The 22610-nt window shown below is 34.3% G+C and carries 26 protein-coding genes; 12 read left to right on the forward strand and 14 right to left on the reverse strand.

Annotated features, from left to right (window positions below):
* Nucleotides 1–46: 46 nt before the first annotated feature.
* From MR054_RS10925 to recR, 4 genes are read right to left on the reverse strand one after another with little or no spacing between them, the layout of a single operon-like run.
* Complete coding sequence (locus tag MR054_RS10925) at nt 47–670, reverse strand: haloacid dehalogenase-like hydrolase (protein ID WP_242157890.1); 624 nt, start codon at nt 668–670, stop codon at nt 47–49.
* The gene (locus MR054_RS10930; RefSeq protein WP_242085367.1) at nt 663–1250 is read right to left on the reverse strand and encodes a phosphoribosyltransferase; all 588 of its coding nucleotides are present in this window, start codon (nt 1248–1250) and stop codon (nt 663–665) included. Before MR054_RS10930 ends, MR054_RS10925 begins: the two co-directional genes overlap by 8 nt.
* Complete coding sequence (locus MR054_RS10935) at nt 1247–2053, reverse strand: glycosyltransferase (RefSeq protein WP_242157891.1); 807 nt, start codon at nt 2051–2053, stop codon at nt 1247–1249. The genes MR054_RS10930 and MR054_RS10935 overlap by 4 nt, the downstream gene beginning before the upstream one ends.
* A 14-nt stretch (nt 2054–2067) precedes the next feature.
* Nucleotides 2068–2688: a recombination mediator RecR gene (recR, locus tag MR054_RS10940; protein WP_242085369.1), complete on the reverse strand. Its 621-nt coding sequence runs from the start codon at nt 2686–2688 to the stop codon at nt 2068–2070.
* A gap of 120 nt (nt 2689–2808) precedes the next feature.
* Here recR and MR054_RS10945 point away from each other — a divergent pair, with 120 nt between their 5' ends.
* Entirely contained in the window at nt 2809–4257 is a 1449-nt protein-coding gene (locus MR054_RS10945) for a sodium:solute symporter (protein WP_242085522.1), read from the forward strand.
* Here the strand turns inward: MR054_RS10945 and MR054_RS10950 are convergent.
* Entirely contained in the window at nt 4228–4590 is a 363-nt protein-coding gene (locus tag MR054_RS10950) for a CoA-binding protein (RefSeq protein ID WP_242157892.1), read from the reverse strand. The genes MR054_RS10945 and MR054_RS10950 overlap by 30 nt on opposite strands.
* 96 nt (nt 4591–4686) lie before the next feature.
* On the opposite strand from MR054_RS10950, the gene MR054_RS10955 reads away from it, so the two are divergent.
* A complete protein-coding gene (locus tag MR054_RS10955) occupies nt 4687–7179 on the forward strand; it encodes a TonB-dependent receptor (RefSeq protein WP_242157893.1) in 2493 nt (830 codons plus the stop codon).
* 395 nt (nt 7180–7574) lie between these two features.
* Here the strand turns inward: MR054_RS10955 and MR054_RS10960 are convergent, their stop codons facing one another.
* Complete coding sequence (locus tag MR054_RS10960) at nt 7575–8582, reverse strand: 3-oxoacyl-ACP synthase III family protein (protein WP_242157894.1); 1008 nt, start codon at nt 8580–8582, stop codon at nt 7575–7577.
* Nucleotides 8583–8808: 226 nt separating this feature from the next.
* On the opposite strand from MR054_RS10960, the gene htpG reads away from it, so the two are divergent.
* The 3 genes from htpG to MR054_RS10975 all read left to right on the forward strand — a co-directional run bounded on the left by htpG (nt 8809) and on the right by MR054_RS10975 (nt 11995).
* The gene (gene htpG, locus MR054_RS10965; RefSeq protein WP_242157896.1) at nt 8809–10719 is read left to right on the forward strand and encodes a molecular chaperone HtpG; all 1911 of its coding nucleotides are present in this window, start codon (nt 8809–8811) and stop codon (nt 10717–10719) included.
* Between the two features lie 140 nt (nt 10720–10859).
* On the forward strand, nt 10860–11495 hold the full coding sequence (locus tag MR054_RS10970) for an MOSC domain-containing protein (protein ID WP_242157897.1): 636 nt from the start codon (nt 10860–10862) through the stop codon (nt 11493–11495).
* Complete coding sequence (locus MR054_RS10975) at nt 11492–11995, forward strand: cupin domain-containing protein (RefSeq protein ID WP_242157898.1); 504 nt, start codon at nt 11492–11494, stop codon at nt 11993–11995. The genes MR054_RS10970 and MR054_RS10975 overlap by 4 nt, the downstream gene beginning before the upstream one ends.
* Before the next feature lies 1 nt (nt 11996).
* On the opposite strand, the gene MR054_RS10980 is transcribed toward MR054_RS10975, so the two are convergent.
* Complete coding sequence (locus tag MR054_RS10980; RefSeq protein ID WP_242085376.1) at nt 11997–12395, reverse strand: hypothetical protein; 399 nt, start codon at nt 12393–12395, stop codon at nt 11997–11999.
* The gene (locus MR054_RS10985) at nt 12385–12966 is read right to left on the reverse strand and encodes an RNA polymerase sigma factor (protein WP_242157899.1); all 582 of its coding nucleotides are present in this window, start codon (nt 12964–12966) and stop codon (nt 12385–12387) included. The genes MR054_RS10980 and MR054_RS10985 overlap by 11 nt, the downstream gene beginning before the upstream one ends.
* A 137-nt stretch (nt 12967–13103) precedes the next feature.
* Here MR054_RS10985 and MR054_RS10990 point away from each other — a divergent pair, with 137 nt between their 5' ends.
* On the forward strand, nt 13104–13448 hold the full coding sequence (locus MR054_RS10990) for a DUF6249 domain-containing protein (protein ID WP_242085523.1): 345 nt from the start codon (nt 13104–13106) through the stop codon (nt 13446–13448).
* Nucleotides 13449–13506: 58 nt separating this feature from the next.
* Here MR054_RS10990 and MR054_RS10995 read toward each other — a convergent pair whose 3' ends face one another.
* On the reverse strand, nt 13507–14172 hold the full coding sequence (locus MR054_RS10995) for a M15 family metallopeptidase (protein WP_242157900.1): 666 nt from the start codon (nt 14170–14172) through the stop codon (nt 13507–13509).
* 424 nt (nt 14173–14596) lie between these two features.
* Here MR054_RS10995 and MR054_RS11000 point away from each other — a divergent pair, with 424 nt between their 5' ends.
* The 4 genes from MR054_RS11000 (at nt 14597) to MR054_RS11015 (ending at nt 17478) form a co-directional block, all read left to right on the forward strand.
* Nucleotides 14597–15529 (forward strand): alpha/beta hydrolase family protein, encoded by a 933-nt coding sequence (locus tag MR054_RS11000; protein ID WP_242157901.1) that lies wholly within the window; start codon nt 14597–14599, stop codon nt 15527–15529.
* Between the two features lie 117 nt (nt 15530–15646).
* Entirely contained in the window at nt 15647–15949 is a 303-nt protein-coding gene (locus MR054_RS11005) for a hypothetical protein (RefSeq protein WP_242157902.1), read from the forward strand.
* A gap of 12 nt (nt 15950–15961) precedes the next feature.
* On the forward strand, nt 15962–16366 hold the full coding sequence (locus MR054_RS11010; protein ID WP_242157904.1) for a hypothetical protein: 405 nt from the start codon (nt 15962–15964) through the stop codon (nt 16364–16366).
* Between the two features lie 410 nt (nt 16367–16776).
* The gene (locus MR054_RS11015; protein ID WP_242157905.1) at nt 16777–17478 is read left to right on the forward strand and encodes a DUF4369 domain-containing protein; all 702 of its coding nucleotides are present in this window, start codon (nt 16777–16779) and stop codon (nt 17476–17478) included.
* A gap of 128 nt (nt 17479–17606) precedes the next feature.
* Here the strand turns inward: MR054_RS11015 and MR054_RS11020 are convergent, their stop codons facing one another.
* From MR054_RS11020 to idi, 4 genes are read right to left on the reverse strand one after another with little or no spacing between them, the layout of a single operon-like run.
* Nucleotides 17607–17876: a hypothetical protein gene (locus MR054_RS11020; protein ID WP_242085382.1), complete on the reverse strand. Its 270-nt coding sequence runs from the start codon at nt 17874–17876 to the stop codon at nt 17607–17609.
* Between the two features lie 28 nt (nt 17877–17904).
* Nucleotides 17905–18876: a type I phosphomannose isomerase catalytic subunit gene (locus MR054_RS11025; protein ID WP_242157906.1), complete on the reverse strand. Its 972-nt coding sequence runs from the start codon at nt 18874–18876 to the stop codon at nt 17905–17907.
* Nucleotides 18877–18884: 8 nt separating this feature from the next.
* Nucleotides 18885–19295: a 6-pyruvoyl trahydropterin synthase family protein gene (locus tag MR054_RS11030; protein ID WP_242085384.1), complete on the reverse strand. Its 411-nt coding sequence runs from the start codon at nt 19293–19295 to the stop codon at nt 18885–18887.
* The gene (gene idi / locus MR054_RS11035; protein WP_242085385.1) at nt 19292–19816 is read right to left on the reverse strand and encodes an isopentenyl-diphosphate Delta-isomerase; all 525 of its coding nucleotides are present in this window, start codon (nt 19814–19816) and stop codon (nt 19292–19294) included. The genes MR054_RS11030 and idi overlap by 4 nt, the downstream gene beginning before the upstream one ends.
* A gap of 116 nt (nt 19817–19932) precedes the next feature.
* Between idi and MR054_RS11040 the strand changes: the two genes are divergently transcribed.
* The gene (locus MR054_RS11040) at nt 19933–21522 is read left to right on the forward strand and encodes a peptide chain release factor 3 (RefSeq protein WP_242158002.1); all 1590 of its coding nucleotides are present in this window, start codon (nt 19933–19935) and stop codon (nt 21520–21522) included.
* Between the two features lie 119 nt (nt 21523–21641).
* Nucleotides 21642–21875, forward strand: coding sequence for a (4Fe-4S)-binding protein (locus MR054_RS11045; RefSeq protein WP_242157907.1), 234 nt, complete (start codon nt 21642–21644; stop codon nt 21873–21875).
* A gap of 284 nt (nt 21876–22159) precedes the next feature.
* On the opposite strand, the gene MR054_RS11050 is transcribed toward MR054_RS11045, so the two are convergent.
* Nucleotides 22160–22477 carry a DUF3467 domain-containing protein gene (locus MR054_RS11050; protein WP_242085387.1) on the reverse strand — a complete coding sequence of 106 codons (318 nt, stop codon included), beginning with the start codon at nt 22475–22477 and terminating at the stop codon, nt 22160–22162.
* Nucleotides 22478–22610: the final 133 nt, after the last annotated feature.

Below are 22610 nucleotides of genomic sequence, written 5' to 3' on the forward strand. Positions count from 1 at the left end.
TCTTTTGGTTATTCTTTACAAATACTTAAAATAAGAGTCTTATCACTTAAAGAATATTAACAACTTTATATTGAATATCAAGAGATTGTAATTCTTTTTTAAATTTCTCATCGGGATTAATAATAATGTTATTTTTTGAGATTTTAATCAATGCTAAGTCATCGCTATGATCCGTTATTAAAAGATCGATAGTCTTTAACCCTCTTGAATTTAAAAAATTTACCACGTTCTCCCTTTTATTCTCTTTAGCGTTCTCAAAGGCTGGCGAATACTCGGTATCTGACATTTCTGTTGCTATACAAACATCAAATTTATATTTAAAAGCTATTTCTTTTGAATAGGACGCCGGGGCAGCAGTGGCCAGGATTCTTAAATCGTATGTTTTATCATATAACCCAGAGAGATCCCTTGCATACACATTTATGCTTTGAATAAATTCTGTAGAATTGATATAGGACTTGTTTGTTGAAAAAAGTAATACATAGTATTTGAATTTAGAATGACTTATTATCCTTAAAATTCTAAAGAAAACACATATCAATATTTGAAAAGACAGTATTAAATCCATACTTTCTACACTCCTTAAGAACAGATATTTAATATATCGATGAAATGTATTGGTAGCATATAACGTTCCGTCTAAATCAACCACTAAAACTTCTTTATTCAAAATCTTCCCCTTTATAATCCTTTGACCAAGGAAATCTTACTAAAACATTCTTGAATATATAATAATCCGGTTTAACTATGGAATTTCCCAAGGTCCATGATAAAACAGCGGTTTTAATATTGGCTTCAGGAAATTGGAGTTTTAAATTGTCTTTTACCAAAAGCATGGTTTTACCGGTATCTATGGCATCGTCTATTATCAAAACATTTTTTATTTTTTGGGAGGAATTCACAGGGATTACCAGGCTCTTCACAGATGGCATGTCCTTTTCAATCCTTAGCAGTGATTTAACGGCTTTTTTAGATTCATATCTTCTTAGGTAATTTAAAATCCCATAGGGCAACCCCTTAAGAACCATTCTAAAAATTAAACTGCGTTTCATATATTCATTTGCTCTCTGAACCTTCACACTCGTATAATAAGCCTTTTCAAATTTTTGGTTTCCCTTTTTTAATTCGCGTCCCAGAAACACACCTGAATTAAGAACCTCTACAATCATGTCCGGATTAAAATCTATCTTATCGATCAACTTACGGGTGCTTTCCAAAAATGATTTTTTATTTAGGGTGATTACTTTCACTTATAAAAGACTTTTTTCTTAAACAGGGTTAATATGGAAATTGGTAACACATGTGTCATCAAAGATCTCAAAATCCCGTAGGTTGCAATAATCGTAAAATTATATTCCTGTAGGAACAATTTTACCCTGCTTGCTGTTTGTAATTTTCTTTGTTTTGCCGAAACGCCATAGGGATTTACTTCATATTCCAACAAAATTTTTGGTATAATAAAAACCTTAAAGGATTTTAGAACTTTAAAAAAAAATGCATGATCTTCTAATGCAGGATATTCCAAAGGATATAAACCTGTTTTCTCTATAACCTCTTTTTTATACATGACGGAAGGATGCACAAAGGGATTATATTTATGAATGAACTTTTTTAATGTATCATGATGACAGGGTGGTTTAAAATCAAACAGCTTATTCCTTTCCATGTCTACAAATCTGACCCAACTGCCTACCAATCCAATATCCTTATGGTTTACTAATAGCTCTTTTTGTTGCTTAAATCGGTTATCCAGACAAATATCACCTGCATCTAATCTCGCAATAAAGTCATATGATTTCAACCCAATGATATGCTCGAGCCCTCTATTGAGAGATTTAACAATGCCCAAATTCATTTTATTGATCAATAAAACGATGTCCAACTGATGGTTAAAACTCTTTATGATTCTTTCAACTCCCATCAGATCCTCACTACAGTCTTCAATAATAAACACTGTAAATCTTTCTGTTTCTTCAATTAAGGATTGTAAAGTCAATTGTAACCCAACGTGGTTGTTATAATGAGGTAATAATACAGCTATTCGGCTATCCATCTTATACGTTTAACCTACAACTTGAATGAAGACTCAAATGGTACCCTGTTCAATATACTTCTGCCCAGGGTAATTTCATCGGCATACTCTAATTCATCCCCAACAGAAATTCCCCTTGCTATAGTTGATATGGTGATCTCATTACAGTTCTGTAATTGTTTAAAGATATAGAAATTCGTAGTATCACCTTCCATAGTAGAACTCAATGCAAAAATCAATTCTTTTACCGCTCCTTTTTTAACCTTATTGACTAAGGATTCAATATGCAAATCGTTAGGTCCAATACCATCTATAGGAGAAATTTTACCTCCTAAGACATGATAAACGCCTTTAAACGACCCTGTATTTTCAATAGCCATGACATCCCGTACATCTTCAACCACACAAATTATTTGATTATTTCTGTTTTTATTCGTGCAAATTTCACAAAACTCACCATCGCTTATGTTGTTACACGATTTACAAAACTGAATATTGTTACGCATGGATTGCAATGCCGATGAAAGAGACATGGTTTGCTCCTTGGGTTGTCTAAGCATATGCAATACCAAACGTAAGGCCGTACGCTTTCCAATCCCGGGTAGCTGCGCCACTTCATTTACCGCGTTTTCAAGTAATTTAGATGAAAATTCCATTACTGCGAAAATACTATTTAGACCTCAATTTCACTAATTTAATTACTTTTTTAAATAAAACGTATTTCGGTTTGGATTTTGAAATTTAATATTTGTATTTTGATCACCATAACGATACCCATGACCGCATCTCAAATTATTTTATTAATTGCCGCTTACTTTGTCGGGTTAATCGTGATCTCCTATTTTACGGGTAAAGAAGATTCTAACGATGCCTTTTTCAAGGCTAACAAATCTGCCCCCTGGTATTTGGTAGCATTTGGGATGATAGGAGCCTCTCTTTCCGGTGTTACTTTTATTTCAATTCCCGGGGCTGTTGAAGCCAAACAATTTGGTTACATGCAAGTTGTATTGGGGTATTTCTTTGGGTATTTAATTATTGCATACGTATTACTGCCGATTTACTACAAATTAAATTTAACGTCAATCTATACCTATTTAAAAGATCGATTTGGAAATACAAGTTATAAAACGGGATCTGTTGCTTTTTTAATTTCCAGAACAATCGGTGCCGCTTTTAGGTTGTTTTTGGTTGCAAAAGTTCTTCAGCTTTTGGTATTCGAGCAATACCATGTTCCTTTTACCGTAACTGTGATAGTCACCATCGGACTCATTTGGCTGTACACCTTTAAGGGAGGCATTAAAACCATTATTTTTACCGATACCCTCCAAACCCTTTTCATGCTTATATCTGTTGTCGTTACCATTATCTTTTTAGCTTCGGCTTTAGATTTAAATAGCCTGCAGGACATATATTCAAATATCCAGGAAAGTCCTATGAGCAAAACTTTCTTTTTTGATGATATTAACGATTCACAATACTTCATTAAGAGTTTCCTTGCCGGCATGTTTATAACCATTACCATGACCGGGCTAGATCAAGATATGATGCAAAAGAACTTAACCTGTAAAAATTTAAAGGAAGCGCAGAAAAATATGATCTCCTTCAGTATTGTACTCATTTTTGTAAACATTTTGTTTTTGGCATTAGGATTGATGCTGACGCAATACGCTGAAATACATGATATAACTGCAAGTAAAGACGATTTGTTCCCAACGATTGCCATGTTACCCGAAATTGGGGCTATAACCTCTTCATTTTTTCTTTTGGGATTAATTGCTGCGGCCTATTCAAGTGCAGACTCCGCACTAACTTCTTTAACGACTTCTTTTTGTATCGACATTATTGAATTGGACAAAAAACCTAAAGAGGCACAAAAAAGAGTTAGAAAGCGCGCACATGTTTTTATTAGTTTTGTACTGGTTGCCGTTATCGTGTTATTTGATACGATCTTTAAAGATGTTTCGGTTATTTGGGAACTTTTTAAAGCGGCAGGATATACCTATGGCCCATTGTTAGGGTTATTTGCTTTTGGAATTTTTACCAAGGCCCAATTAAAAGATAAATGGGTTTGGATTATTGCCTGTATTGCTCCAATAGTATCCTATTTATTAAACGCCTATTCTGTTGAATTACTTAATGGATATCAAATAGGATTCGAAATTTTAATAATAAATGGGCTACTTACCTTTTTAGGGTTAATACTGATTCGTAGCAAGCAACACTAAGGTACAAGACGCTTCAAAAGAAATTTTATGTTCCCGCAGCAATTCATAGAATTCTGTATTTTCGGTTCCCGGATTAAATATAACACGTCCAGGTTTTAAAGATAGTATATAGTCATAATAGGGCTTTTGTTGTTTTGGGTTTAAGTATAGCGTTACCGTATGCAAATCAAGGTATGGTATGAGATCTGATACAACGCTCACACCATTAATTTCTCCCTTTTCATTCCCAAAAGCGACTACGGTAACATTATTAGCAATTAATTGTTGAACTGCATAGTTACTGTATCTGTTGGGCTTTAACGACGCACCAAAAACTAATGTCTTTTTATTCATATGTTAAAAAAAGGTTAATACCCGGTAAATATAGTAACAGAAATCTATTCCCGCCGTCTACATTAAAAACATCAATCAAAAAATCAATCCATCCAAATGAATAAACTATGCTTCATTTGTGCTATATGCTTTAGCGTATTTGCACAAGCCTACACCACGGATCCCGAAAATGACATCGATAAAACAGGTACTATATCCGGTGTGGTTTTAGACGCTGACTTGAAACAACCCTTACCCTATGTGAACATCATAGTTAAAGACGCAAAGGGTGAAACACTTACAGGTGGTATAACCCTGGAGGATGGCCATTTTGAAATTAAAAAAATTAATGAAGGGGAAATAATTGTTAGTATACAGTATATTGGATACCGAACGATCGAAAGAAATTTCACTGTTGGTAAAGGTAATTACAAAATAGATTTAGGGTCTATTTATTTAGTAGAAGAAGCTGAAGGTTTAGATGAGGTTATCGTTATCGCCGAAGTGTCTACCATTCAGCAGAAAGTTGATCGAAAGATAATTACCATTGGTAAAGATCTGGCTGCTAGCGGCACAGCATCAGAGCTTATGGTAGGCATCCCTTCGGTTAGTATTGATGCACAAACAGGAGATATTAGCTTAAGAGGTAACTCTAACGTACAGGTTATGGTAGATGGTAAACTATCCACCATTCCCACAGCCCAATTGTTAAAACAGATTCCATCGACGGCCATAAAATCTATTGAACTCATTACAAACCCTTCCGCAAAATATAATCCAGAAGGGATGAGTGGCATCATCAATATTGTGCTGCACAAAAATACGACCATTGGGTTCAATGGGAATGTAACTGTTGGTCTTAGTAAGGAAATAGAGGCCAAATTTAACAGTTCGTTAAACATGAACTACAGGAATGGAAAATTCAATTTTTACGGGAATTACAGTAATAATATATCCAAAAACAAAAATCACGGTAACGTATATAGACCGGAAAATAATTCTGAACAATTTTTTAAATTTTTGGACCAAAGAGAAAACCATCAGTATAAATTAGGTATCGATTTTTACCTAAACGAAAAACAAACCATTTCTCTTTTCACCAATCAAAATATTACGGATAATAGTACCACAGGTAGAACCACAGCACTATTTTATGATAATACCGTATTTAATCAAGATCAGATATTTATCAATTTTGGCGACAACACATCCTCTCAATATAACTTCGATTATAAAATAGATTTTGCCAAAGAAGGTTCGAATATTGAGTTAGAAATAGATCATAATGTATATGAAGGTGAAAATCCAGTGTTTTTCGATCAAATTGCCGGTCCTCTAAGTGATTATACCGATTTTAATGAAACGGATCGCTCAAATACGACGGTAAACCTGGATTATGTTAATCCGTTGTCTGAAAACACTAAGTTAGAATTAGGTCTTCAAGCGCGATTATTTAATACCGATATTGCTTATGCCTCCACCGGTGAGTCCTATAATGAGTCCGGTGTTTTAGTTCCTACACCTAGTACAAACTTTGATTATACAAGAGACATTTACTCGGCATACGCAACATTGAGCAAAAAGCTTGAAAAATGGACCTACCAGATTGGCACTAGAATAGAGAATGTTAATGTGGATGCCATTGCCCTTCAACAGGATGTGCTAACTAATGATATCACAGAAATACCTTTTAGAAATGATTATTTTCAAATATATCCCTCTGTATTTATTACCTATTCCCCTTCCGAAAAAAATTCATATCAAATGAGTTATAGCCGTCGCGTAGATCGGCCGGGGATTGGTCAATTAAACCCTATAAAAGAATGGAGCACCCCATTAGTATCCTCCTATGGTAAACAAGACTTAGAACCACAATTCACCAATTCCGTCGAATTAAACTATACGAGAAACTTAAACAATAGAAAAGGGAGTATTACATCAGGTATATTTTATCGGGCCATTTCGAATGAAATTAATAGAGCCCTGTTTATCGACAGAAGCGATGTGACCTCTGGTCGTGTAATATTAACCCATGATAATTTTGATAATACTTCAGCCTTTGGTTTAGAAGTATCAAGCAATTACAGACCCTTTAAATGGTGGAGTATCAATGGTAGCTTCGATTTATATTCGCAGACTCAAAAGGGAATTGCTGAAAACATTCGAGATGGTGTGCTTATTGAAAATGCAACCATTACAGACATTGAAACCGATGTAACCGAAGTGGACAATGTTGCATGGAATCTTAGAATGTTTAACAATTATAGTTTAAACAAAAATCTAACCTTAACCGCCTTCGGTTTTTATAGAGGCAAGAATAGAAATTTACAGTTCGATGTAAAACCCATGTATTTTGTAAACTTAGGGATGAGATACAGCTTTCTGGAAGACAATAAGGCCACTTTTGCATTCAACTACAACGATGTTTTTAATACCATGAGATTTGCATTTAACGGAATTAGACCATATGCTCAAATAGGGGCCTTCCATTGGGAAAGTAACACCTGGAATGTAAGTTTAAGCTATCGATTTGGAGGAGGTAAATATCGTGCCAAATCAAGAAAACAACGAGATAACAATGTGAAATCGAATAACGGCGGGTTCCTATAAAAGTTTCAGTAACCTAATACGTTGATGGTTAGTGTAATTTTAGGTTAATGAAAAAAGCTCCAATGCAATATTTTGGAGTTTTTTTATTTTTTTTTATTTGCAATACAATAAAAAAAAATATTATACGTTATGGGTATAATACAAACGAAATTAATTATTTAGAGTTAGTCACCTAGTAAAAAATTCGTATGATGAAGAGTACTTCAAATTAAAAACTCGGATGGTATTATTCCGAGTTTTTTATTTTTTATTGTTAAACTTTGTTAAAGATACAATATATTAAAGATTCTGACGTCTATATATATAGATTTACTTCACAAAAATTAGTGTTAGTTGGAGTTGATTAATAGCTGAAAAACCCGAAATACATATTTCGGGTTTTTTAATTATTGGTTTTACCACCTCATGATTACACTGCCCCATGTAAATCCACTGCCGAAGGCGGCCAAAACAACTGTATCACCGTCATGTATCTTTCCTTCTTCCCAAGCTTCGGTTAAGGCAATCACAACAGAGGCTGCTGTAGTATTCCCATATTTTTGAATATTATTGAACACCTGGTCATCCCGCAAACCAAATTTCCTTTGGATAAACTGGGAAATTCTGAGGTTAGCCTGATGAGGAATTAACATCGCTATATCTTCTTTTTTCAGGTTGTTGGCCTCCAGTCCTTCTATAATGGCCTCACTAAATCTAACCACGGCATGTTTAAATACGAAAGTCCCATTCATATAGGGATAATAGGACGTATCTTCAGCATCATTAGCTTCTATAATTTCCGGAACCCAATGTTTAATACTAGGCCCTATCACAGTGAGTTCTTCCGCATATTTACCCTCGGAGTGTAAATGCGAAGATAAAATACCCTTGGTATTATCTTCTGTTCTACTCAAAACCGCTGCTCCTGCACCATCTCCAAAAATAACGGTTACTCCCCTACCACGGGTCGTTTTATCCAAGCCTCCTGAATGATATTCCGAACCAACCACCAATACATTTCTGTACATTCCCGTTTTTATAAATTGATCGGCTACAGCAACGGCATAAATAAAACCGGAACACTGATTTCTAACATCCAATGCCCCTACTGTTGGCATATCTAATATGTCCTGGATTTGGACGCCGCAACCGGGAAAGTAATAGTCCGGACTTAAAGTGGCAAAAACAATAAAATCAATGTCATCCTTGGTTAAACCAGAACGTTCAATAGCAATTTTAGCAGCTTTTGCCCCCATTGTTGCAGAAGTGTCCTCACTTCCTTCTACAATCCAACGGCGTTCAATAATTCCTGTACGCTCCTGTATCCATTCATCAGTGGTATCCATCATTTTAGATAAGTCATCATTAGTTACCACATGGTCCGGCAGATACTTACCCAAGCCTATTATTTTGGAATTGTACATAGCTATTTGTTTTAAGTATTACAAAGTACAATAACTGTTCTTAAAATCCAATACAAATTGTTTAGCTGATCGTATAATGCCTCTTAATATTAAAAAAGATGTCAGTTTGTCACATTTAATGAATTGGTATTTTTTTTGACCTACGGGTTAATACTAATGAAAATTAATTCCGTCATTTCGATGAGATACTATTCGGTGTGACCTTTAAACCTATAAAATAAATATCATGACAAAAGGAAATATTAATGTATCGGTTGAAAATATTTTCCCGCTTATTAAAAAATTCTTGTATAGCGACCACGAAATCTTTTTACGTGAGCTAATTAGTAATGCTACAGATGCGACATTAAAGTTGAAACACTTGACAAATGTGGGTGATGCCAAAATTGAATATGGTGACCCAAAAATTGAAGTGAAAATCGATAAGAAAGGAAAAAAACTTCATATTATCGATAATGGTATTGGGATGACTGCTGAAGAAGTTGAAAAATATATCAACGAGGTGGCATTCTCTGGGGCAGAAGAGTTCTTGGATAAATATAAGGATTCTGCGAAGGACACCGGTATTATTGGACATTTCGGATTAGGATTTTACTCTGCCTTTATGGTATCCAATAAAGTAGAAATTATTACTAAATCCTACAAGGATGAACCAGCAGCCCATTGGGTTTGTGACGGCTCCCCGGAATTCACCTTAGAACCTCACAGTAAAACGGAAAGGGGCACGGAAATTATTCTTCATATCATGGACAACGACAAGGAGTTTTTAGAAGAATCCCGAATCCGTGAGTTACTGTTAAAGTACAATAAATTCATGCCCATTCCAATCAAGTTTGGAACCAAGGAAATTAATGATCCCGAATTTACACCAAAAACAACTACCGATAAAGACGGTAAGGAGACTACAGAACCCCACAAAAAAATAACGGTAGACAACATAATTAATAACCCCAATCCGGCTTGGACCAAACAACCCACGGATTTAAAGGATGAAGATTACAAAGCCTTTTATCGCGAGTTATACCCTATGCAGTTCGAAGAACCGTTATTCAATATTCACTTAAATGTTGATTATCCATTTAACTTGACAGGGATTTTGTATTTCCCAAAAATGACCAACGATTTAAACATCCAAAAGGATCGCATTCAACTATATCAAAATCAAGTTTTCATAACCGATAATGTAGAAGGTATCGTTCCAGAATTTTTAACCATGTTACGCGGTGTTATAGATTCGCCAGACATCCCATTAAATGTGTCGCGATCTTACTTGCAAGCTGATGGTGCAGTTAAAAAAATATCGTCCTACATTACCCGTAAGGTGGCTGATAAATTAAAATCGTTGTTCAATAGTAATCGTGAAGATTTTGAGAAGAAATGGGACGATATAAAAATCGTGATCGAATATGGAATGCTTTCCGAAGAAAAATTCTTTGAAAAAGCTGATGCTTTTGCCCTTTACCCTACCGTTGATGGCAAATACTATACCTATGAAGAACTCTACAATAAAATAAAGGCAAACCAAACCGATAAGGATGATAAATTGGTTATACTTTATGCAGCCGATAAGGACGCTCAACACAGTTATATTGACGCAGCAAAGGCCAAAGGTTATGAGGTACTGCTTTTAGATTCACCGATTGTGTCACACTTAATGCAAAAACTGGAAACTTCTAAAGAAAAGATCTCTTTTGCACGAGTTGATGCTGACCATATTGACAATTTAATTAAGAAGGACGATACCACCATTTCTAAATTGGATGATGACCAAAAGAAAGCTTTAGATGAATTATTAAAAGAGGTTATCCCTTCAGAAAAATTTATGGTACAATTAGAAGCTATGGACAGTAATGCCTCTCCGTTTATCATTACCCAACCTGAATTTATGCGTCGTATGAAAGAAATGCAACAAACCGGTGGTGGCGGTATGTTTGGTATGGGTGGCATGCCGGAAATGTATAACTTGATCGTTAATACCAATCACGAATTGGTGAGTGATATTTTAAACACTAAAACAAAAAAGAAACAGGAACGGTTAATAAATCAAAGTTTGGATTTGGCGCGATTGTCACAAGGTCTTCTTAAAGGAGAAGAACTCACAAACTTTATCAAGCGGAGTTACGATATGATAAAGTAAAGGAATTGTGATTCTGACTGCCTCTTTAGCATCCCACAATACAAAACCACTTTGCATAAAACAAAGTGGTTTTTTTATTGAAATTCTTCAAAATTCCAATTACCTTAGTTTGCACATTATCAGTCACAACTCCAGAATACATGAAAATCATTTCTACTAACATTGCAAATCCCAAAACCATTCGTTGGAATGGCAAACAGGTGATTACTGGAATTTATAAAACCCCTGTCCAGAACCCTGTTTTTTTAACTAAAAACGATGTAAGAGGAGATGAAGTCACGGATAGAAAATATCATGGTGGTGAATTTAAGGCTTGTTATTTGTTTTCATCAAACCAGTACCCTTATTGGAAAAAGTTATATCCGCATTTAGATTGGCATTGGGGGATGTTTGGAGAGAACCTAACCGTCGACGGATTAGATGAGACAAAGATACACATTGGTGATGTTTACAAAATAGGAGATGCCTTAGTCCAAATAACGCAACCCCGTGAACCCTGTTTTAAATTAGGAGTTCGGTTTGGCTCTCAGAAAATCCTTAAACAATTCATAGATCATGGTTATTCAGGCACTTATGTACGCACTTTAGAAGAAGGCCATGTTCGTACAGGCGATAAAGTGGAATTGGTAAACCAAGCAAATAACAGTCTAAGCATTTTTGAACTTAACCGCGAATTATTCGCTAAAAATAAAAACAAAAAACGGTTACAATTGGTGGTGAACAATGATGCTCTTCCTTTGAAAAAAAGGGAGCAACTTAATGCCTTTTTAAAATGACAGAAGCTGAAAAAATTGTAGCACAACTTCATTTACAGCCGCATCCGGAAGGTGGATTTTTCAAAGAAACCTACAGAAGTGATGGAATTATTAATGAGGTTAACCTAGACCACGATATTAAAGGACAAAGACATTTTTCTACCGCCATATACTTCCTTCTAACCTCGAAGAACTTTTCGGCATTTCATAGGATTAAGCAAGATGAAATTTGGCATTTTTATAAGGGATCTGCCTTAAACCTGCATATTATTTCCTCAGAAGGTATTTACTCAACAGTGCGTATTGGAAATCAATTTGAAAAAGGAGATGTCCCCCAATTTATAGTTAAAGCCAGAAGCTGGTTTGCTGCAGAGGTTATAAATGCCCACTCCTATTCGCTTGTTGGATGTACAGTATCTCCAGGTTTTGATTTCAGGGATTTTGAATTGGCCAATAGCGTAGCTTTATCGGCAAAATATCCGCAATATTCATCTATAATTACTAAGTTCACGAAACATTAATTTATTCTATACGTTTTTCAAAATGCTGTTTTAAAAAGGAAATTTGTACGCAGAACATAATACCAAAAAGTAAGACACTATACATCCCCACTTTGGATAACCTAAAGCCAGAAATTACATCTCCAATCACACTAAAATCCAATGTATTGAACCATACCATTGATTCGGATTGGTTTCCGAAAAACAAAACATAGAACAAAACAGTTACGCATAGACTAACAACAACAGTCCATCCCCACTTTGATATTAAAGGTTTATAGACAGTCACTTTATTTTCCTTTAAGATTTCTATCCTTGACATGACAGCTTCCGAAAAATTAAGGGAGGGCCTTTCAATTGTATCCTCTTTAATAAGGTTTTTAATTAAAACATCTAATGGATTGTTGGCATCATCTTTCATAATCTGTAATTAATTCTGGTTCCAGGTTTTGTTTTAAAATAGTTGCTAATTTTTTTCTACTTCTAAACAACTTAACTTTCATATGATTTGGTTTCAACCCCATAGTTTTTGAAATCTCTTCCAAAGATAATCCTTCATAATAGTATAGGGTCAATAAATAGGCATCGTCTCCGGGCAATAATGCCATACAGTCCTGAATAGCTTGTTTCCTTTCATCTTCTTCCATGGTTTTCAAAGCATTGTCCATGGTTTTCACTTCATGGGCCGTAAATTCATTAATAGCCACATGATGTTGAAACTTCTTATTTTTCTTTAAACGATCCAAACTTGAATTATAGGCTATTTTATAAATCCATGTTGAAAATTTGGAATCCCCTTTAAACTTCTTCAACGACTTATAGACTTTAACAAAAGTATCCTGAGATACTTCTTCAGCCTCTTCCCTGTTTTTAAGAATTCTATGAGTAAGTGTAAAAACCATGTCTTTATAACGATCCACCAATACTTTAAATGCATTAGTATGACCTTCAATAATGAGATTGATATAATATTGGTCCTCGTTGGTGGTCATTCTCTAAGTGAGACGCCTGGTTGGCAATTTAGGTTACAGCTTGATTTAAAAAAAATAATTAAAAAAGTGTAACCGAAAAGAAGTACCAGTCGTCATAAACAATAAACATATTAAAAATAATCAATTAAAAACAAACAATTATGTCAGAAGTATTAATACCAATTAGCTTTTTTTTAGCAATTTTTGGGGTAGTTTATCTCTACTTATCTACAAGAAACAAAGAACGATTGGCTCTAATTGAAAAAGGGGCAGATGCCAGTATCTTTATGAGTGGCAAAAATAATACATCCCCCATTTGGAAAGTTCTAATTCTAAATATTGCATTATTACTTATGGGTATTGGTGTTGGGGTATTTTTATCGGGTCTATTAGTTATGATGGGAATGGATGATGATATTGCCCAACCCGGTACTATATTTTTAATGGCTGGTATTGCTTTATTCGTAGGTTTTTTTATGACTAAAAATTTAGACAAAGCCTAACTTTTCCAACATTTAAAATATGAAACCCGTTTTTCAAGATTTTGAAGAACGGGTTTTTCTATTCAATAGGAAAATCAAAATACCTATCAGGATAAGGTTCATTTTTTAAGGTAAAATGCCACCATTCCTTGGGATAATTCCTAAAACCATGCTTTAGCATCACGTTTTGCAATAACATTCTATTAGACTTTTGGGCTTCTGTTATTGATTTAAACGCTACCCAAGAATCGATTCCGAAATAATCATAAGGACTTCCCATATCTAAAGGCTCTCCCGTATTAAGATTTACGATAGTTAAATCTACTGTACTGCCTCGACTATGACCCGATTTCGATGCAATATAGCCCTCTTTAAACAAATCCTTTTTATGGACTTTGGGGTAAAAGATATTTTTATTTATGGTATCGTTTAATTGATGTGCCCAATATATAAAATCATTTACGGCACGTTGTGGTCTATAACCATCATAAACTTTTAAGGATAAATTCTTTTGTAGGAGTTCTTTTTGGACACTCCTAAGCGCTTGAACAGTTGGTTGGGTAAGTATAAGCTTATTCGCATGATACCCATTAATAGGCCTGCCTACAAAATTATTAGAGCCGTAATATCTTAATTCAACATTTATATTTGGGATGGCCCGAGAGGCATCAACAAAGCCTACGGGCATTTGACTAAAACAAGTGCCATTTAGTAAAATCAACAAATAAAAAACATAAAGTTTCATGGGAACCAGTAAATTGCTAAGGTATAAAAAAGTGAGTTGAAGTAAGATTTAAGGCATAAAAAAACCGAGTTCCCTCAAACTCGGTCTCTTTTTAATTTGCTTTTTGTATGCAGTAGATTTAGGGTCTCTATATCAACAACATAATGCAAATATTAATTAATTAATCCATTGAACTAAAAAGTATATTATTTAGTACATGTCAAATGTAAAAATACAAATTAAATCTAACGATTAAAAACACATATAATCGTTTAAATACATGTTTTTTTAACATTTGAAGGTGTAATAATCGATATAATCGATGAAATGCATAGTGTTTGTGTTGTGCGAGCCTAAAAATATGTTAAGATTAAATACTAATATACTCTTTTAAACAGTTACCAATAAGTAGAATTATTAATTTATATTTACTCAAAAATCAATCATGGAATTAAGATTATTTATTTTATATCTCTGTTTCCAAAGCATTCTCTATTCACAAAATGGACTATTTAATGAAAAAGAAATTAGTATTAATCGATATATTGACGGGACTCTCACCCTTCCCAATGATGATAATGACCTAGATTTAGTCATTATTATTGGTGGTTCGGGACCAACCGACAGAAATGGTAATCAGAATTTTTTAAAAAATAATGCTCTTAAAAAGCTATCTCGGGGGTTAGTGGCAAATGGTATAGCAACCTTTAGATATGATAAACGAATTGTTAAACAAATAAGAGAACGTCATGTAGATCCCAATATTACCTTTGACGATTTCATCACAGATGCCATTGCCGTTATTGAATATTTTAAAAAAACAGATGTTTATAATAAAATATATATATTGGGTCATAGTCAAGGCAGTTTAGTTGGTATGGTCGCCTCAAAAGATCGAGTTGATGGATTTATTTCAGTGGCCGGAGCTGGACAAAATATTGGCGATGTCTTGGATGAACAAATAAGTAAAACCGCACCACAGTTTGCTGAAGAAAGCAAAACAATTATAGAACACCTTAAAAAAGGGGAATTAGTGCATAATTATCCTCAGGCTTTAGCCTCTGTTTTTAGTATGGAGCTGCAACCTTTTATGATCAATTGGATGCAATATGAACCAAGCCAAGTCATAACACATTTAAAAATACCCATTTTAATTGCCAATGGCACAAAAGATTTACAAACAAGTGTAGAAGAGGCTCATAAACTGAAAGCTGCCGCTCCAGAGTCAACACTAATAATAATAGAATATATGAATCATGTCCTTGTTCCTATTATGGGAGATGACTTGGAAAATTCGAAATCCTATAACGAACCTTACAGGGAAATTTCTACAGAGCTTATAAATTCGATTACAACATTCATAAAATCAAACCATTAGCCAAAAATTGAATGCCATTTCACATTTTAAAGTAAATATGTACCGCCTATCGTAAATTCATGAAGATTCTGGTATTAAAATTATATATTTCATCCTGTAATACCAAATCTATCCTATATGAAAGCTATTTCCCTACTATTAGCCTCTTGTGTTTATTTATATTCATCAGGGTTATTTTCCCAAGAATATGTTTTTGGAGTTAAGGCTGGCTTAAACACCAATACCATTGGAGACATAAACTCACGTGATGTATCGATTGCTGCAGGAAAACCAGATAAAACATTTTCTCCTAAACACAACATTGGATATCAATTCGGCGCTTATTTCATGGTCCAATTTAAACATGTTTTCCTAAGACCCGAATTAAACTATGTCACTTTAGAGAATCATTACGATTTTCCTAATAGAACATCGAAATGATCTGCTTCAAAATTGGAAATTCCATTATTAATAGGAATCGACATTATTAAACCTTTATCCCTTTATGCGGGCCCAAGTTTAAATTTCTTTAATGACATTGCATTAGACGATTTACAGGTGACCTCATTTAGAGATGGGGGACCCGATATTGAAAGAAACACCACGAGTATAAATTTTGGAGAGATGGTACATTACAATCAATTTCATTTAGACTTAAGGTATGAATTGGGTACCAAGGCAACCCAGGAAGAACTCTTAGACATAAACAACAGTGCCTTCGGGGTTAATTTAGCAGGTTTAAGGTCATATACCCCAAAAACATTAAGTTTAAGTCTTTCTGTAGATATTTTTAGAACAGACGGTACAAAAATTTCAGACTTGTTTAAAAATGACGGAAACTGTGGATGTCCCTATTAAAACGAATTAAAAAAAAGTATAAAAAAAGCATCCAAGAATAAAAGGATGCTTTTTTACTAACTAACCAACCAAAAATATGAATGTTACAGTCTTGAAGTTTAAGGTAACCACTCCATAAACTTACATGGTAGATTGCAACACTTTGTAATATACAAGAATCGTGCCAAAACATTTAATATGGGTACTACAATACCCTAAATCAAATATATAATATTTAGGGACTTTGATAAGCAAAACAGCTTTACATGGATGACTCGACTTTCGGAATAATTTTTAATAAATAAAAGTGTAAATTCTATCCATTTCAAGTGCCCGTTCCAGGTATTTTCAAAGTATTACTGTATTTAATTTTAAAAAGGTAATTTTAACTATTTTTTTAAGATATTTGCGCCTATAATTGATGGTTTAAAATGAAAAAAATAACACTTATACTGATTACTTTCTTAGCCTTTTCCTGTAGCAACGAGCAACCTGATTTAATTGTAAGGGCTTCTATTAAAGGGCTAAAAAAAGGCACGGTGTTTTTAAAAAGAATACAGGATACTACTTTAGTTACAGTAGATTCTGTTGTTGTGAATGGCATTTCCCAAATTGAACTAGAGAGTGACCTTGAATCTCCCGAAGTTTTTTATTTAGCGTTGGACAAGAATAGCTCTGAGGAGGACAGAATTACATTTTTTGCAGACAAAGGTGTAACCATAATCAATACCACCCTTAAAAACTTTGTTTTTGACGCTAAAATAACTGGATCTGAACAACAAAAGACTCTCGAAGAATACCTTTTGCTAATGTCCAGAATAAATAGCAGGAGACTTGATTTGATAAAAGCCAGTTTTGAGGCGCAAAAAAATGGGGACTCTTCTGCTCTCAAAAATTATGAACAAAAACAAAATAACCTGATGAAAAGTAAATATTTGCAAACGGTTAATTTTGCCATTAACCATAGTGACAGTGAAGTGGCACCCTATTTGGCCCTAACAGAAATCTATAACGCTAGAATTAAATTTTTGGATACCATAAACAATTCCCTTAGCCCAAAAGTAAAGGCTTCCAAATATGGGAAGGAACTGGATGCTTTTATAAAACGTATTAAGGCTAATGAAGAGCATTAAATCATTCGGTATCAATATTTGGAATCCATAATCTCATCATGGCATCATCATATTCACGCGCCAGTAAAACAAAAACATGTAATACCATTTGTAGTAGAGTCGATAATGACGCTAAAAAGTCATAAATCTCAACTCAATTTACCAATCTTTGCAATCAAAGCATTTCCTCGAGCCTCGAGTTCCTGATTTATAGATTTGAAATGGGCCTTAGGGTTTTCTATCCCTTTAGCATTTACCTTTGCAATTAGTTCATCAAAGATTTCAATGGCTTCATCTATAATGGCCTCACTTTGTTTAGCATCCTTATCGGTATTTTCGTATTCCCAAATGTAAACCGCTTCAATAATATCTCCTAATACATAATTAATATCCTTTTTAAGATCTCTTACATTTCCCATTTTATATATTTTAAATTACGGATTAAAATTAAACATAAACTTCCAATAGTGTTGCATTTTCAGCGTCTATTTCAAAATGCTTTATACCGGCTGGCAGCAAAGCGGTTTCTCCTTGTTTTAAAAATTCGGTAACACCATTAACAATTATTTCAGCATGACCTTCAACACACATATAAATAAAAAAAGAATCTTTGTTATTTTCTTTCTTAAGCCGTTTGGTAACCTTCAAATAACTTGTTGTAAAATATGGACAACTCACCATTAGGTTAGATTTGTTTTTGGTCTTGGCATAATCAACCCGAAAATTATCTGGCATGTTAAAATCAAAAGCATCAATGGCCAGATCGTTATGTAATTCCCGTTCATTGCCTTTATCATCTACCCTATCCCAATCGTAAACCCGATATGTGATATCACTGGTTTGCTGTATCTCAGCGAGCATAACTCCAGCACCAATGGCATGTACACGTCCTACTTCAATAAAATAAGTGTCTCCGGTTTTAACTTTATCAAAATTTAAAATTTCGGTTAAGGTTTTATTCTCTAAATGGTGAAGGTATTTTTCTGCATCCATTTCTTGATTGAATCCCACTATTAAATTTGAGCCTTCATCAGCCTGCATGACATACCACATTTCCGTCTTCCCAAAGGAATTGTGACGTTTAGAAGCTAACTCATCGTTAGGGTGAAGTTGAATGGACAGATCTTCTCTTGCATCAATAAACTTAATTAACAATGGGAATTTGTTGCCGAATATTTTATAATTTTTATGTCCAACTAAATCAGCTTTATAAGTTTCCAGTAAGTCCCGCAATGAGTATCCTTTCAAACTTCCGTTTGAAACAATGGACGTATCCCCTTCTACATCACTTATTTCCCAACTTTCCCCGACATTTGGTAAGTCATTATCCTTATTTAAAAGGGTTTTTAATTTTTGTCCTCCCCATATTTTATCTTTTAAAATGGGTTTAAATTTGATAGGGTATAAGGTATGATTCATGTAATATTTTATTTTCCTGAATATGTTACAAAGTTTCTGGGCGTTTCATACAAGGTAATTTCTAAATCCAAATGAGATTTTAATTTTCCTTTTATCTTATTGTAGATTACAACTGCAATATTTTCGGCAGTAGGATTTAATTCTTTAAAAGCATCAACCTCAAGATTCAAATTTTTATGATCAAATTCATCTTCAACTTCTTGCTTTATAATTTCCTTTAGCACCTTAATATCTATTACATAACCGGTCTCTTTATCAATTTCTCCGGTTACACTGACTATCAATTCGTAATTATGTCCATGATAATTTGGATTACTGCATTTATCAAAAACTTGAAGGTTCTTATCTTCACTCCAGTCTTTTCGATACAGCCTATGTGCTGCATTAAAATGCGCTCTTCTACTAACGGTTACCTTCATTGGTTTACATTTATGTGTTCGTTAAACTTATTGAAAATAACTTTAAACCACTCGGTATATAACTCCGGATGACGTTTAATGTCTAACTTCACTTCTTCTAAAGGCATCCATTTCCAATTGGCCACTTCATCTGTATTGATCACCGGATCATTATTGTACTTACCTAAAAGCACATGATCATACTCATGTTCTGTTAATCCATTATCGAAAGGCGCTTTATAAATGAACGATATGGATTCCTTCAAATCGGTTACAAATCCCATTTCTTCTTGCAACCGTCTTTTTCCGGCACTAACATTACTTTCGCCATCCCGTTGATGACTGCAGCAGGTGTTGGTCCAAAGTCCTGGTGAATGGTATTTGCTTAAGGCTCTTTGTTGAAGCATCAATTCATGGTTATCATTAAAAATGAACACTGAAAAAGCACGGTGTAATACTGCTTTTTCATGAGCTTCCATTTTTGGCATCAAACCTATTTGCTCATCATTTTCATTTACTAAAATCACTTTTTCTTCTTCCATTCAACAAAAATACCAAGTATAAATTAATATTTGTAATGAATCCCATAAAAACTAAAAACGGGACTTATGATTTCTTAAATTATGGAGTATCTTTGCACCCATTCAAGAAGGACAACATGAGCTTTTTAAAAGAAATACAACGCAGACGTACTTTTGGTATCATATCCCACCCAGATGCTGGTAAAACCACTTTAACAGAAAAACTTCTGTTGTTTGGAGGTGCCATTCAGGAGGCCGGTGCTGTAAAAAGTAACAAGATCAAAAAAGGAGCTACCAGTGATTTTATGGAAATAGAGCGACAGCGTGGAATATCTGTTGCAACCTCAGTTTTGGCATTTGAATATAAAGGCATTAAAATTAATATATTAGATACTCCCGGTCACAAAGATTTTGCTGAAGATACCTATAGGACACTCACCGCGGTAGACAGTGTTATTGTGGTTATAGACGTGGCTAAAGGGGTCGAGGAACAAACCGAAAAATTGGTTGAAGTTTGTAGAATGCGTAATATCCCGATGATCGTTTTTATTAATAAATTAGACAGAGAAGGCAAAGATGCCTTTGACCTACTGGATGAAGTTGAGCAAAAATTAGGATTAACAGTCTGTCCGCTGAGTTTTCCAATTGGTATGGGTTATGACTTTAAAGGCATTTATAATATTTGGGAAAATAATATTAATTTGTTTAGTGGTGATGGCAGAAAGAATATTGAAGAAACTATAGAGATTTCAGATTTGCAATCTGAGGAATTGGTCAAGCTAATTGGAAATAATCCTGCAAATATCTTACGTGAAAACCTTGAGCTCGTCGAAGGTATTTATCCTCAATTTGATAAACAAGCCTATTTAAAGGGCAATTTACAGCCCATATTTTTTGGATCAGCCCTGAATAATTTTGGGGTAAGGGAGTTGTTGGATTGTTTTATCGAAATTGCTCCAAAACCCAGGCCAAAACAAAGTGAAGAACGCCTTATTAATCCCGATGAAAAATCATTTAGCGGATTTGTTTTTAAAATACATGCCAATATGGATCCTAACCATAGGGATCGCCTGGCATTTGTGAAAATAGTTTCAGGAAAGTTTGAACGCAACAAGCCTTATTTACATGTTAGAAATAATAAAAAAATGAAATTCTCCAGTCCAAATGCCTTTTTCGCTGAGAAAAAGGAGATTGTAGATGTATCGTACCCTGGCGATATTGTTGGTTTACATGACACCGGTAATTTTAAAATAGGTGATACCCTTACTGAGGGCGAAGCCATAAATTATAGAGGTATTCCAAGTTTCTCTCCTGAACACTTTAGGTATATTAATAATGCCGACCCTCTTAAATCCAAGCAACTGTATAAGGGTATTGATCAGTTAATGGATGAAGGTGTCGCGCAATTATTTACTTTGCAACTCAATGGACGTAAGGTTATTGGTACTGTCGGCGCACTACAATATGAGGTCATACAATACCGTCTGGAACACGAATATGGTGCGAAGTGTTCTTATGAAAATTTAAATGTACATAAGGCATGTTGGATTGAAGCCGAAGATGAAAAAAGCGAAGAGTATCAGGATTTTCTTAGGGTGAAGCAGCGTTTCCTGGCAAAGGACAAACAAAATCAATTGGTATTTTTAGCAGACTCACCATTTTCACTACAAATGACCCAACAAAAATACCCGAGTATTAAGTTCCACTTCACATCTGAATTTAAGTAGGTTGATATGTTGTTCATCTATTAATCGTGTTTTTAAGGCCTTTGACCTAATATTTTAATATTCGGAACGCCTTGCTTATTAAATTTAAAATAAAATCATAACCCCAAAATGATTGAATTATGGAAGTAAATGCCAAAGAATTTAGTAATGATGACATTACGGTGACCTACGACCCCTGTATTTGTAAGCTTTCCGGAAAATGTGCCAAAGAACTTTCAGATGTTTTTAGTAACACCATTATTCCCTGGATTAATTTGGACAATTCGGAGACTGACAAAGTTGTAAAACAGATAAAAAAATGTCCCTCTGGTGCGTTACAATATTTTCTGAAAAAAGAAAAACAAGCAGTTTGAATTCGATAATAAGTGTTAATTTAAAATCCCCTTTGAATTATAGTATTCCCGGGGGATTTTTTTATGCTACCGGTTTAAAATTCATTGATATTTGTACTTGTCTAATAAAACATTTTGCGTAGCACCTACCTTTATTAAAAGGACCTGTTAATAAAAAACTCCTTAGGTAGAATCAGGCTTGACCCGTTGGCCCAAAATTTAAAGGTATGGGAGGTTGCTCGATTAAGCATTTCGAGCAAATCCCTGTTAAAAGATTCAGTTAATAAAAAATTCCTTAGGTAGAATCAGGCTTGACCCGTTGGCCCGAAATTTAAAGGTATGGGAGGTTGCTCGTAATCCTTAATTTCACCATGGGCATTTTCAAATCGAGCTATATTATCCCCTAAGGCCTTTAGTAATCGCTTGGCATGCTGGGGGGTTAGAATGATTCTAGACTTTACTTTGTTCTTTGGAACACCCGGCATAATATTTACAAAGTCAATAACGAATTCGGAAACTGAATGATTTATTATCGCTAAATTGGAATAAGTACCTTCAGCAACTTTTTCATCCAGTTCTATATTGATCTGCCCTTGTTTTTTATTGTCGTTTTCGTTTGCCATAATCTTTACATTTTACATATAAAAGCCTTCAAGTAAATAACATGAAGGCTTTTATTTTTATATTCCTAAATCACACATTCATACTCACCTTCAATTGAGGTATTTGTGAATTTTTGATCTCACAGGAATGTCA

Origin of the sequence: Aestuariivivens sediminis, assembly GCF_022662105.1 — a bacterium.
GTDB classification, from domain to species: domain Bacteria; phylum Bacteroidota; class Bacteroidia; order Flavobacteriales; family Flavobacteriaceae; genus Aestuariivivens; species Aestuariivivens sediminis.

Bases quoted from the DNA above. Each gene is read 5' to 3' on its own strand.
- MR054_RS10935 (WP_242157891.1), bottom strand. From the start codon at position 2,053: ATGGATAGCCGAATAGCTGTATTATTACCTCATTATAACAACCACGTT.
- recR (WP_242085369.1), bottom strand. From the start codon at position 2,688: ATGGAATTTTCATCTAAATTACTTGAAAACGCGGTAAATGAAGTGGCG.
- MR054_RS10945 (WP_242085522.1), top strand. From the start codon at position 2,809: ATGACCGCATCTCAAATTATTTTATTAATTGCCGCTTACTTTGTCGGG.
- MR054_RS10950 (WP_242157892.1), bottom strand. From the start codon at position 4,590: ATGAATAAAAAGACATTAGTTTTTGGTGCGTCGTTAAAGCCCAACAGA.
- MR054_RS10955 (WP_242157893.1), top strand. From the start codon at position 4,687: ATGAATAAACTATGCTTCATTTGTGCTATATGCTTTAGCGTATTTGCA.
- MR054_RS10960 (WP_242157894.1), bottom strand. From the start codon at position 8,582: ATGTACAATTCCAAAATAATAGGCTTGGGTAAGTATCTGCCGGACCAT.
- htpG (WP_242157896.1), top strand. From the start codon at position 8,809: ATGACAAAAGGAAATATTAATGTATCGGTTGAAAATATTTTCCCGCTT.
- MR054_RS10970 (WP_242157897.1), top strand. From the start codon at position 10,860: ATGAAAATCATTTCTACTAACATTGCAAATCCCAAAACCATTCGTTGG.
- MR054_RS10975 (WP_242157898.1), top strand. From the start codon at position 11,492: ATGACAGAAGCTGAAAAAATTGTAGCACAACTTCATTTACAGCCGCAT.
- MR054_RS10980 (WP_242085376.1), bottom strand. From the start codon at position 12,395: ATGAAAGATGATGCCAACAATCCATTAGATGTTTTAATTAAAAACCTT.
- MR054_RS10985 (WP_242157899.1), bottom strand. From the start codon at position 12,966: ATGACCACCAACGAGGACCAATATTATATCAATCTCATTATTGAAGGT.
- MR054_RS10995 (WP_242157900.1), bottom strand. From the start codon at position 14,172: ATGAAACTTTATGTTTTTTATTTGTTGATTTTACTAAATGGCACTTGT.
- MR054_RS11000 (WP_242157901.1), top strand. From the start codon at position 14,597: ATGGAATTAAGATTATTTATTTTATATCTCTGTTTCCAAAGCATTCTC.
- MR054_RS11005 (WP_242157902.1), top strand. From the start codon at position 15,647: ATGAAAGCTATTTCCCTACTATTAGCCTCTTGTGTTTATTTATATTCA.
- MR054_RS11015 (WP_242157905.1), top strand. From the start codon at position 16,777: ATGAAAAAAATAACACTTATACTGATTACTTTCTTAGCCTTTTCCTGT.
- MR054_RS11020 (WP_242085382.1), bottom strand. From the start codon at position 17,876: ATGGGAAATGTAAGAGATCTTAAAAAGGATATTAATTATGTATTAGGA.
- MR054_RS11025 (WP_242157906.1), bottom strand. From the start codon at position 18,876: ATGAATCATACCTTATACCCTATCAAATTTAAACCCATTTTAAAAGAT.
- MR054_RS11030 (WP_242085384.1), bottom strand. From the start codon at position 19,295: ATGAAGGTAACCGTTAGTAGAAGAGCGCATTTTAATGCAGCACATAGG.
- idi (WP_242085385.1), bottom strand. From the start codon at position 19,816: ATGGAAGAAGAAAAAGTGATTTTAGTAAATGAAAATGATGAGCAAATA.
- MR054_RS11040 (WP_242158002.1), top strand. From the start codon at position 19,933: ATGAGCTTTTTAAAAGAAATACAACGCAGACGTACTTTTGGTATCATA.
- MR054_RS11045 (WP_242157907.1), top strand. From the start codon at position 21,642: ATGGAAGTAAATGCCAAAGAATTTAGTAATGATGACATTACGGTGACC.
- MR054_RS11050 (WP_242085387.1), bottom strand. From the start codon at position 22,477: ATGGCAAACGAAAACGACAATAAAAAACAAGGGCAGATCAATATAGAA.